Raw genomic sequence first — 11,659 nt, forward strand, 5'->3', positions numbered from 1 at the left:
TTGGCCGAACCGCCAGTCGTCAAGATCCCGCCGGGCAAGGCCGGCTACCTTCGCAGGCAGCGGACCCGTGTTATCGCCGCTCCGATGCCCGCCGCGTACGGCCGCCTCACCGACATCCCCGATCTGATCCGCCGCGTGCGCGGCGGAGACATGCGAGCTGTCGCTCGGCTGATCTCCGTCGTCGAGAACGACGCCACGGCGCTCGGCCAAGTCGTCGCCGCCCTTGCCCCTGATGCCGGGCGTGCCTGGGTCGTCGGGCTCACCGGGGCGCCCGGAGTGGGCAAGTCGACGTCGGTCTCGGCGCTGATCACAGAGCTGCGGGCGGCCGGGCGGCGGGTGGGCGTCCTGGCCGTCGACCCCTCATCGCCGTTCTCCCGCGGCGCGCTGCTCGGCGATCGCATCCGCATGCGGGCTCACACCGCCGAGAACGCCGTCTACATACGTTCCATGGCCTCTCGCGGGCATCTGGGCGGCCTGTCGGTCGCAGTCCCGCAGGCGGTCCGGGTCCTGGAGGCGGCCGGTTTCGACACGGTTCTCATCGAGACCGTCGGGGTCGGCCAGGGTGAGTTCGAGATCGCCTCCATGGCCGACACCACGATCCTGATCCTGGCGCCCGGGCTCGGTGACGGCGTGCAGGCCGCGAAGGCCGGGATCCTTGAAGTGGCCGACGTGTTCGCCGTCAACAAGGCCGATCGCGAGGGCGCGGATCTGGTCGCTCGCGATCTTCGTCAGCTGGCGGCGACGAAAAACGGCTGGCGGCGGCCGATCGTCATGACCGTGGCGGCTCGGGACGAAGGATTCGACGGCGTGCTCGCCGCGGTGACCGGGCACCGGCGCTGGCTTGAGGAGACGGGCATGCTCAGCCTGCGGCGACGCGGACGTGCGCGTGCCGAGATCGAGTCGATCGTGCTCGCCTCGGTACGGCTCCGGCTCGCCTCGCCGCGGGGCTCGGTCCTGCTGGGCGAGGCGGCGGCACGGGTCGCCCAGGGCGGCGCTGACGCCTGTCAGGCCGCCAGGGAAATCCTTGAGTCGCTGCTCTGACACGGTATCTGGAGCCGCGCGACCAGGCAGGCCTACGGGTGAGCGGGGGAGCCGGGATCTGGACCGGTGATTGTGGCCGCCGCCTTACTGATCATCGACTTGACGTACGCGGCCGACTCGGCGGGGGTGAGCCCGGCGACGGCCGCGCGGGCCTCGGGGGAGGTCGCCAGCCGGATGATCGCGACGAGTTGGATGGCGTGCAGGCGTATGTCCGGGGTCGGCGGGGTGCCGGCCTCACGGGCGAGTTCGGCTGTGATCTGGTCCTCGAAGTCGGCCCATAGCCGGAGCAGGCCCGACTGGAGGGACATGGACTGGCCGTAGCCGCGATGGAATCGCTCCAGGCCGGAGCCCTCCTGGTCGTTCTCGATCATCGTGATCAGCACCTCGGCCGTCGCCTTGGCGGCCGAGGTCCCGACGGGGCGTTCGGCCAGACCTGCGAGCACGGCTTCGATGAGGCTCTTGTCGGCGAAGGCAAGGTCTTCCTTGGAGCGGAAGTAGACGAACAGGGTCTTCACCGACACGTTGGCGGCGTCGGCGATCTCCGCGACCGTCACCGCGTCGAAGCCGCGTTCCTCGAACAAGCGCTCCGCGGCGTCGATCAACGCCTGGCGCGTGAGCTCCTTCTTGCGTTCCCGCAGCGACGATTTCATGCCGACAGCGTATCCCAAAGCCACAGTGGGTCACATTTTTCAGCGCTGACAATTTGGGGGCTTGACTCATATAGGTGAGTGACTTACTTTTCTCTCGTACTTACCGTAGGGGGAAGGTTCAGGCCATGCCGGCAACGCCGCATCCGCTCACGCATCGGGCGATCATGACGATCCTGGTCCCGCTGATGCTCGTCCTGTTCATCACGAACCTGGATCAGACGATCACCGCGGCCGCGCTGCCGACCATCGTGGCGGAGCTGGGAAACGCCGGTCAGATCTCGTGGGTCGCCTCCGCGTACCTGCTCACCAGCGCCGTGACGACGCTGCTGTTCGGCAAGCTCGGCGACATGTTCGGCCGCAAGCCGATCTTCCTGATCTCGATGGTGATCTTCACAGTCGGTTCGGCGCTGGCCGGCGCGGCTGAAAGCATGCTCTGGCTGATCGTTTTCCGTGGCCTCCAGGGAGTGGGGGGCGGCGGGCTGAACTCGCTGGTGATGGCGATCGTCGGCGACCTGGTGCCGGCCCGCCAGCGCTCCCGCTACCAGGCGTACACCGGGATCGTCGCGACCCTCGCTCTCATCGCCGGCCCGTTCCTCGGCGGCCTGTTCTCCGACACGCTCTCCTGGCGCTGGATCTTCTACATCAACATCCCGATCTGCGTGCTGGCGATCGTCATGACCGCCCTGCGCGTCAGCCTTCCCCGTCCCATCGGGCGTACCAGGCGGGTCGACGTGGCGGGCGGCCTGATCGCCGCAGTGGTGACCACGGCGATCCTGCTGCTCACCACCCTCGGCGGCACCGAGCACCCGTGGAGTTCGCCCCTGATCGTGGCACTCATCGGCCTCAGCGTCGCCGGGCTGGCCGCCTACATCCTTGTCGAGAGGCGGGCGGCCGAGCCGATCACCCCGTTGAGCCTGTTCCGGTCGAGCGTCTTCACCATCTGCTCTATCCAGTTCGGGTTCGTCGCCGTGGTCCTTTTCGTCGCGATGTTGTACGTTCCGCTGTTCCTGCAGACCATCCAGGGATACTCCGCCTTCGCGGCCGGCCTGTTCCTGATCCCGATGCTGCTCGGTCTCGTCGCCGCCACCGCCGTCGCGGGCCCGTTCATCGCGAGCACCGGCAGATACAAGATCTACCCGGTGATCGGGTCCGCGGTGACCGGCGTGTCGATGTGGGTGCTCACGTTCGCGGACGCCGACACGGCGGCGTGGGCGATCGTGGCACCACTCGTGTTCGCCGGAGCCGGAATGGGGTTGATGATCCAGGTGGCCCTCCTGGCCGGGCAGAACGCGGTCGAAAACCGGCACCTGGGCACCGCGACGGGAGCGCTGAACTTCTTCAAGAGCATCGGCGCGGCGTTCGGCGCCGCCATTTTCGGCGCCATCCTCGTCGCGGCTACCGGCCCGAACCCCACTCCGGCCTCGATGACATACGCCTTCCAGACGGTGTTCCTCTGGTCGGTCCCCTTCATGGTCGTTTCCTTCGTCCTCGCACTCGTCATGCGAGAGAAGCCCCTCTCGGAGGAAATGATCGAAGTCGCCGAAGGCAAGGTCGAGGTCCCCGAATACTGACCCGCCTCCCCAATCCACGGAAATTCATGCCGGGAGTTCGCCGGACGGCCTACTCCCCGAACTATGAGGACACTCATGCCCACGACACACGCTCTGAGCCAGCTTGAGATCGTCATCCTCGGCGCAGGCCCGGTAGGCCTCGCCGCCGCCCGGCTCCTGCACCTGCGGGGCGTCCGCCCCCGGGTGCTTGAACGTGACGCCGATCGTGACGCGCGGGACCAGGGCGGATCACTGGACCTTGGAGAGGACAGCGGGTTGGCCGCCCTCGCCGCCGCCGGCCTGATGGATGAGTTCGAGTACGCCGCGCGGCCGCAAGGGCAGCACACCAACTACTTCGACACCCAGGGTGTCCTGCTGTTGTCCACCGACGAAGACGACGAGGACGAGTTCCGGCCGGAGATCGACCGGCTTGAGCTGCGCTCCCTGCTCCTTGACTCGCTCCCGGACGGGACCGTGGAGTGGGGCCGGACCGTCAAGGCGGTGGAGCGGGCAGGACACCGCTGGCGGATCGTCATGGAAACCGGCGAAAGCGTCGAGGCCGATCTGGTGATCGGCGCCGACGGCGCCAACTCCAGAGCCCGCGCGATCGTCACCGGCCAGGCCCCCACCTACACCGGGGTCACCTTCATCGCCGGTGAGATCGCCCGCCCGCTGCCCGGCTCGTATGCCGCCGAGATCGTCGGTGAGGGCTCCGGTCTCGTCATCGGCCACGAGAAGGCGTTCCTCTGCCAGCGCAACGGCGACGGCTCGATCCGCGTCTACTTCGCCCAGCGCCGCCACGAGGACCCGAGCCGCGCCGCGGGATCGACGTTCCACGATCCCGGTTTCATCCGCGCCGAACTGGACCGCGAGTTCCAGGACTGGTCGCCCAGGATGCGCAGCGTTCTCGACGAGGTAGAGACGACCTTCGTCTGGTGGCCCCTCTACACCGTCCCTGTGGAGCAGCGCTGGCGGCCGCGCTCCGGCCTGACCCTGATCGGAGACGCCGCGCATGTGATGCCTCCCTTCACCGGGCAGGGCGTCAACATGGGCCTGCTGGACGCCCTGGAACTCGTCACCGTTCTCACCTCGGGTGAGCATGCGGACCTGGACTCGGCGATCGGCGCGTACGAGTCGGCGATGCTGACTCGGATGGCGGAGGCCGTTGCCGCGTCCAACGGCGTGCAGGACGTCCTGCTGTCCCCGCAGGGCCCCACCGCCCTGCTCGCCATGGTCGCCCATCCGTGAACGGTTCCCTTCGGTCGCTCCGCGGTGTGCCCGCATCGGTTCTCGCCGATGCGGGCACACCGCCGGGGTCGCCCCGATGGTTACCGCAGTGGTCAGACGTCGCGCCGCCGCAGGGCGAGGGCCGCCCCGGCGGAGATCACGACCAGGTAGGCCGCGAAGACCGCCACGCCGCCCCACACCGGCAACATCCCGTCGGGTGGCAGCACGCTGGTGAAGGACAGACCCGCGTTGGAGGGAAGGAAGGGCGCGACCGCCTCGTAGATCGCCGGTGGAGCCAAGGCGAGCAAGGAATCGCCGATCAGCAGGACGCCGCTGAGCGTGGCTGCGGCTGCCGCGGTGTTGCGGAAAAGCAGGCCAAGACCGACCCCCATGATCGCCGTTCCGGTGAGATAGAGGGCGGATGCGATGACGGCGCGCCGGACGCCCGGATCGTCCAGCGTGGCCGAAGGCAGGTCCACTCCGGCGAAAATCGGCTGGGAGATGAGGAAGGAGGCCAGCAGGGCCGGCAGAGTCGTCACAAAGGAAGCCACGGCGACGACGGCGATCTTGGCCCACAGCACGGGAAGCCGTTGCGGAACGGCGGCGAGGGTGCCGCGAATGGATCCGCTCGCGTACTCACCAGTGATCACCATGACGCCGAGCGTGCTGACGACGAGCTGGCCCAGCGCGGGGCCGGCCAGCGACAGTGCCACCGGGTCGAAGGATCCCTCCAGCGCCTCTTTGGCCTGAGGGTTGGTCACCACCAGCGCGTTGACCAGGCCGAAGGCGAAGGTCACCACGGCCGCCGCAGCCAGGGTGAGGAGGTTGAGGCGCAGCGACAGGAACTTGACGAGCTCGGAGCGGGCCACCCGCAGGAGGGTGACCCGATGGATCGTCGTGGAGACGGGACCGAGGGTGGTGGTCATGCCGCGCTCCTGTCCCCGAGCAACTGCCCGGTGGAGTATTCGAGGGAGCCGTGGGTCAGCTCCATGAAGGCTTCCTCAAGCGAGGCGGTGACGGGGGTGAGCTCGTGCACGACGTAACGAGCCTCGAAGGCCCGCTCGCCGATCTCCCTGGCGCTCAGCCCGGCCACCACCAGCAATTCTCGGTCGCTGTTGTGGTAGGTCATACTCACGTCGGGGCCGCTGAGCAGGCTCACCAGCTGGCCGGCGTGCGGGCTGCGGACGCGTACGCGGGAGCCGGAGGCTCGCGCGGTGAGCTCCTTCATGGAGGTGTCGGCGATGAGCCTGCCCTTGCCGATGATGACCAGATGCTCGGCGGTGACGGCCATCTCGTTCATCAGGTGGGAGGAGATGAAGACGGTGCGCCCTTCGCGGGCCAGATCGCTGAGCAGGTCGCGGATCCAGCGGATGCCGTCAGGGTCGAGGCCGTTCATCGGCTCGTCCAGCATGACGATCTCCGGGTCGCCGAGCAGGGCCGCGGCGATGCCGAGCCGCTGGCTCATACCGAGCGAGAAGCCACCGGCGCGACGTCGGGCGGCCGAGCTCAGCCCGACCAGGTCGACGACCTCGTCGATCCGGCTGGCGGGGATGGCGTGAGTGGCGGCCAGGGCGCGCAGATGGTCGTAGGCCGAGCGGCCGGGGTGCACCGCCTTGGCCTCCAGCAACGCACCGACCTTGCACAGCGGGCTGGCGGCGTCGCGGTAGTCACGGCCGTCGATCCGGATCCGCCCGGAGGTCGGCCGGTCCAGGCCGAGGATCATGCGCATGGTCGTGGATTTCCCGGCCCCGTTAGGCCCCAGGAATCCGGTCACCACACCGGGCCGAACGGTGAAACTCAACCGATCCACCGCGATCTTGTCCTGATATTTCTTGGTGATTTCCTCAATTTCTATCACGGCCTCGACGTTATTCCATCCGCTCGTTTCCCGATTCGGCCGGAGCGAGTCATCGCGAGTTACTCCAACAGGCGTGATATCGAACTGAATACTCCATTTGGAGTACGGCTGACCTCGGCCGTCAGGGGGAGGGCAAGAAAATGGGCGGACGATAGGCTGGGCCGCCGATGAATAGAGCGGCTTTTCTTGGGCTGGCGCGGGCCGACGGTGTGGCCGTGTGCTGCTATCTTGCACTGTTCACGATGCTGCCGACCTTTGAGCCGGAGGTGGAATCCGACGCCGGCATGGGTTTCGTCGCCGTCGCCGGACTGGTCGCGATCGCGGTGCGACGCCGCGTGCCGTATGTGGCAGTGGCCGTGATGCTTTCGGCACTCCTGTCGGGATATGTCCTGGGTACGGGGGTCATCCCGTACCTGATCGGGCTGGGCATGGCCCTTTACACGGTCGGGGTTCAGCGCCGTCGGCGGGAGTCGTGGCTCACCGCCGTCGCCGTCCTCGCCGTTGTCGTGACGGCGGACCTCCTCGCCGGGTGGCAGGACCTGTGGGGGACCCTGGTGTGGGCAGGGCTCACGCTGACGGGCGGCGCCCTGGTACGCAGTCAGCGCGCCTATGTCACGGCGGTCAAGGACCGAGCCGCCCGGGCCGAGCAGGCGCGGGAGAGCGAGGCGGGCCGGCGGGTGGCAGAGGAACGGCTGCAGGTCGCGCGTGATGTGCACGACGCCATCGGGCACCGCATCGCCGTGATCAACGTGCAGAGCGCCGTCGCGGCGCAGCTGCTCAGGTCCAGCCCCGAAGGCGCGGCCGAGGCGCTTGAGCATGTCAGGCAGGCGAGCGCGAACGCCCTGAACGAGCTCGGCGAACTGCTCGACGTGCTGCGTAACGGCAGGAGCGAGACGCACGCGGCCGGCCTCGAGTCGATCGGCGAGCTGATGGACGGCTTCCGCGCCGCCGGCCTGGCGGTGGACGTGACCATCGAAGGCCGGCCCTACCCTTTGCCCCTTACGACGAACCAGGCCGCCTACCGCATCGTCCAGGAGTCACTCACCAACGCGCTCACACACGGAGCGGGCGGCACGGCCAGCCTGTGCGTTGCCTACCGTCCCGGATCCGTCCGCATCCAAGTCGGCAACCCATTGCGCGATCCGGACGCCGCCCCCGTCGTCCGGCCTGCCCCGCTCCCGGTCGGGGGCAGCGGGATCATCGGCATGCGGGAGCGGGCCGCGCGGGCCGGCGGCACGCTGCGCACCCTCGTCGGGCACGGGGTCTTCACGGTGACCGTCCACCTGCCTTCAGGGAAGACACGATGATCAAAGTGCTGCTGGCCGACGACGAGGCGCTCCTGCGCGCCGGCATCCGCATCCTGCTGGACACCGCCCCCGACATCGAGGTCGTCGGGGAGGCCACGACTGGCCTGGAAGCGGTGAACCAGGCCCGCGCCACTCAGGCAGACGTCGTGCTGATGGACATCCGCATGCCCGACATGGATGGCATCGAAGCCACCAGGGCGATCTGCGGGGACGAGAGCCTCGCGCGGGGCCGCGTCATCATCTTGACCACCTTCGAGCTGCACGACCACGTCCTGGCCGCCATCCGAGCCGGGGCCAGCGGTTTCCTCGGCAAGAGCGCCAACCCAGAGCAACTGCTCGAAGCCGTGCGGGTCGTCGCCGGCGGCGAGTCGCTACTCTCAGCGAGGGCGACGGCGCATCTGCTGGAAAGCGTCCGTCAGATCCCGACGCACTCCGCACTTCCTCGGATAGACCTCGCCGGCCTGACCGCCCGCGAGCGTGAGATCGTCGAGCTCGTCGCCCGAGGGTTGTCCAACGAGGAGATCGGGGCGCTGCTGTTCCTGTCACCGCTCACCGTCAAGACCCATGTGTCGCGGGCGTCGATCAAGCTCGACGCCCGCGACAGGGCTCAACTGGTAGCGATCTTCTTCCAGGGCAACGACAATCCCTGAAGCGAGAAAATCAACGTCGGCCTCTGCGAGCACGGTTAGGCGCGCGAACCGGCGTCTGTCCGCGAGGTCCCGTGCACTGACCGGCTCGGTCCCAGCCGTACCCCAGCTGCGTACATGCCGCCACCGCTCCCCCGGCAGGACGACCCCGGTCGCGGATTCGGCCGCTGACGGTTCAGCATCTGAAGGATTCGCCGATCCCCCCGCTCCAGTGGTCGACGCCGCGGTCTTCCAGGAAGTAGGTGCCAGTACTATGCCAGCTAAGCCGAGTTGGCCTGCAGACCTGGATCCACCACTGAACCACCTCACTCCCGAGCGCAAACTTTGGGAGTGGGGCGCCATCGACATGCACCGCATCCTTCATCGCGAGCGTGAGACGCCATCCCACTCGAACAGGTCCCTGGCGGGGACGCTCAGCGCGTCGGCGATCTGGAACACCTTGTCCATGTGCGGGCTGTACATACCGTTCTCGATGCGGTTGATAGTCTTCCGGTCGACATCGGCGCGTTCGCCAAGTTGCTCCTGCGTGTGACCTGCATGATCACCAAAGGTCTGTACCAACGTTGGTACAAATCGCGGTAGAGGGGTCTTCAGGCAGCCCCGCGGACGTGCGAGTATCCAGCCGCACCCCCGATGCACTGTTGCCGTCGCCGCCCGAACAATACCCGGTCGCGCGGCCGGTCCAGCAGGTGTCACCATCTGCGTTGATTTGGTTGCAGTCCGATGAACGGTGCGGTACGTCGAGGACGATCTCGGGGTGTGGATCGAGCGCTATCTCCATCTCGCGGTGCGCGGAGTCCGCTCTCCGGAAGTCACGGGCAAGATCAGCCGCCATCTGGAGCGGCTGCGCGCCTGGATCACCACCAGGCTCAGGCACGAGCGCGTCTCGGCGGATCATCGCCCGCGAGATGACCGCCTGGCGCGATCACCTGGCCGCCGCCGGGCGGCACACGGAAGACGGCAGCAATATGATCATGCGCATATGAGCGACATCACCGAACCCCCGATCGCCCGGGTGGACGTCGTGCGCGAGACCCTGCACGGCATCACCCTTGAGGATCCCTACCGGTGGATGGAAACCGAAGGTGAGGAGTTCCACCACTGGCTGGACGGCCAGGCCAGGCACGCCCGCGAGTACCTGGACGCCCTGCCGCACCGCTCTCGCCTGCTGACCCGGATCCGCGAACTGGGCGGTGCGCTCACGCGGTACTTCGGCCTCGCGATGGCCGCCGACAGGGTCTTCGCCCTCGTACGCGAGCCGGACGCCCGCGTGCCGGTGCTGACGGTGACCGAGGCCGACGGAGCGAGCAGGGTCCTGTTCGACCCCGGCACGGTGCCGGGCGACGGGCATCACACCATCGACTGGTACGTGCCCTCCCCCGACGGCCGCCACGTCGCCTGCGCCGTCTCCGCCTCCGGGTCGGAGGACAGCTCCATCCACGTGATCGACGCCGACTCCGGCGCCCTCCGGGAGACGATCCCGCCCACGACGCGTTTCGCCTTCCTGAGCTGGCTGGAGGACAGCCGGTCGTTCGTCTATCACCGCTACGTGGAGCAGCACCGCTTGGACAGCCGCTCCTTCCTGCATCACCTGGGCGCCGACCCGGCGCAGGACACGGTGGTGCTGGCCCGCGGCCTCAATCCCCACGTCGAGCTGACCCCGCGGGACCGGCCTTTCCTGGTGGTACCGCCGCGAGGCGAGTGGATGCTGGCGATCGTCTCCCACGGCGCGCTCAGCCCCTGGCCCTGGACCAGCGAGCAGCTGAGCGACTGCACGGTGTACGTGGCGCCGCGGACCGGGCTGGCCGACCCGGACGCCTGCCCGTGGCGGAAGGTCGCGGGCGCAGCGGACGGCGTGACCGCCTTCGCCACCAGCCACGACACCCTCTACCTGGTCTCCCATCGGGACGCGCCGCGCTCCCGCGTGCTGGCCGTTCCGCTTGCCGCACCCGATCTGTCCCGAGCCCGGGTGGTCGTGCCCGCGGGTGAGCGGGCGGTGGAGACGGTGCGGGTGGTGGGCGACCGGCTGCTGGTGCGCGATCTCGACGGCGGCGTCAGCCGGGTACGGCACGTGCCCCTGTCCGGCGGCGAGCCCGCCGACCTCCCGATGCCGATGGACGGTGCCATCCTGGAGTGGACCACCCACCCCGAGCGGCCCGAAGCTCTGCTCCTGGTGGCCGGCTGGACCGACGCGCCACGGCTCTACCGCTACGACGGCCAGTCCCTCCAGGACACCGGGCTGGCGCCCCGCTCACCGGTGGACTTCGGCGCCGTACACGCCCGCACCCTGTACGCGCCCGCGCAGGACGGGACGCCGATCCCGCTCACCGTCATCCACCACAAGGACCTGGAGCTGAACGGCGACAACCCGGCCATGCTCACCGGCTACGGCTCCCACGGGTTCATCGACCTGCCGGAGTTCCGTCCCGAGATGCTCGCCTGGTACGAGCGTGGCGGCGTCTACGCCGTCGCGCACCTGCGCGGCGGCGGTACCTACGGCCGCGAATGGCACGAGGCCGGGCTCGGCCCGCGCAAGGAGGCCACCATCACGGACTTCATCGACTGCGCCGAACACCTCATCGCCCTCGGCTACACCCGTCCGGGACGGCTGGCCGCCGAGGGCGCCAGCAGCGGTGGCATCCCCACCAGCGGCGCGCTGGTGCGCCGCCCCGAGCTGTGGGCGGCCATGGCGATGCACGTGCCGACGGTGAACGCCACGCGCAACGAGTTCACCGAGAGCGGGCCGATCAACGTGCCCGAGTTCGGCAGCATCACCACCGAGGAGGGCCTGCGTGCCCTTCTGATCATCGACGCCTACCTGCGGGTTCACGACGGCGTGCCGTACCCGGCGGTGCTGCTGACCACCGGCCTGCACGACGCGCGGGTGCCGCCGTGGCAGCCGGCGAAGCTGGCTGCTCGCCTGCAGGCGGCCACGGCCTCCGGCCGGCCGGTGCTGATGCGCGTCGAGGAGCACGGCGGGCATGGCGCCGGCTCGACCAGAGACCAGGAGCAGGCACTGCTCGCCGATGTGCTGGCCTTCATCCTGCACGCGTCCGACGGGTCATGATGACGACAGACATGTCGGGTACGGCACACGCACGCGCCTCCCTCGACTCCCGGTCGTCGAAGTCGTGGTAGCCCTAAGCGCTGTTTCTTAGATCTTCTGACTGATCGTGGTCGAATCGTCACGATGGGAGTATGGGGCGCTTAACCAACGCAGAGTGGGAGCGGCTCGAACCGTTGCTACCCGAGGGCGGTCAGCTGCACCAACTCCGCCACAGCGCGCTGCAGCCCCCGCACCGTGCCGGGAGCGGCCCCGGTGTCGGCGCCGATGACGATCGAGCAGGCCGACCCGGGCGGGGTGAGCTGCACCACCCGC

Annotated in this window: 10 protein-coding genes; 6 read left to right on the plus strand and 4 right to left on the minus strand. The window is 68.7% G+C overall.

The genetic code is table 11. The features are described 5' to 3' along the window. Positions 1–84 precede the first annotated feature (84 nt). On the plus strand, positions 85–1,041 hold the full coding sequence (gene meaB / locus BLS95_RS51605; protein ID WP_090946998.1) for a methylmalonyl Co-A mutase-associated GTPase MeaB: 957 nt from the start codon (positions 85–87) through the stop codon (positions 1,039–1,041). Positions 1,042–1,073: 32 nt separating this feature from the next. Here the strand turns inward: meaB and BLS95_RS51610 are convergent, their stop codons facing one another. Next, complete coding sequence (locus BLS95_RS51610) at positions 1,074–1,691, minus strand: TetR/AcrR family transcriptional regulator (protein WP_090946988.1); 618 nt, start codon at positions 1,689–1,691, stop codon at positions 1,074–1,076. 125 nt (positions 1,692–1,816) lie between these two features. On the opposite strand from BLS95_RS51610, the gene BLS95_RS51615 reads away from it, so the two are divergent. After that, positions 1,817–3,262 (plus strand): MDR family MFS transporter, encoded by a 1,446-nt coding sequence (locus tag BLS95_RS51615; protein WP_090946989.1) that lies wholly within the window; start codon positions 1,817–1,819, stop codon positions 3,260–3,262. A gap of 75 nt (positions 3,263–3,337) precedes the next feature. Next, a complete protein-coding gene (locus BLS95_RS51620; protein ID WP_176993875.1) occupies positions 3,338–4,489 on the plus strand; it encodes an FAD-dependent oxidoreductase in 1,152 nt (383 codons plus the stop codon). A gap of 92 nt (positions 4,490–4,581) precedes the next feature. Here BLS95_RS51620 and BLS95_RS51625 read toward each other — a convergent pair whose 3' ends face one another. Next, positions 4,582–5,394 (minus strand): hypothetical protein, encoded by an 813-nt coding sequence (locus BLS95_RS51625; protein ID WP_090946991.1) that lies wholly within the window; start codon positions 5,392–5,394, stop codon positions 4,582–4,584. Then, positions 5,391–6,326, minus strand: coding sequence for an ABC transporter ATP-binding protein (locus tag BLS95_RS51630; RefSeq protein ID WP_090946992.1), 936 nt, complete (start codon positions 6,324–6,326; stop codon positions 5,391–5,393). The genes BLS95_RS51625 and BLS95_RS51630 overlap by 4 nt, the downstream gene beginning before the upstream one ends. Before the next feature lie 242 nt (positions 6,327–6,568). Between BLS95_RS51630 and BLS95_RS51635 the strand changes: the two genes are divergently transcribed. Beyond that, on the plus strand, positions 6,569–7,633 hold the full coding sequence (locus BLS95_RS51635; protein ID WP_176993876.1) for a sensor histidine kinase: 1,065 nt from the start codon (positions 6,569–6,571) through the stop codon (positions 7,631–7,633). After that, positions 7,630–8,283, plus strand: a complete 654-nt coding sequence (locus tag BLS95_RS51640) for a response regulator transcription factor (protein ID WP_090946994.1) — start codon at positions 7,630–7,632, stop codon at positions 8,281–8,283. The genes BLS95_RS51635 and BLS95_RS51640 overlap by 4 nt, the downstream gene beginning before the upstream one ends. 357 nt (positions 8,284–8,640) lie before the next feature. Here the strand turns inward: BLS95_RS51640 and BLS95_RS58775 are convergent, their stop codons facing one another. After that, positions 8,641–8,979: a helix-turn-helix transcriptional regulator gene (locus BLS95_RS58775; protein WP_090946995.1), complete on the minus strand. Its 339-nt coding sequence runs from the start codon at positions 8,977–8,979 to the stop codon at positions 8,641–8,643. A 283-nt stretch (positions 8,980–9,262) separates the two neighbouring features. Between BLS95_RS58775 and BLS95_RS51650 the strand changes: the two genes are divergently transcribed. Then, entirely contained in the window at positions 9,263–11,347 is a 2,085-nt protein-coding gene (locus tag BLS95_RS51650) for a prolyl oligopeptidase family serine peptidase (protein ID WP_090946996.1), read from the plus strand. Positions 11,348–11,659 lie beyond the last annotated feature (312 nt).

It is taken from the genome of Nonomuraea jiangxiensis, assembly GCF_900099965.1.
GTDB lineage: Bacteria > Actinomycetota > Actinomycetes > Streptosporangiales > Streptosporangiaceae > Nonomuraea > Nonomuraea jiangxiensis.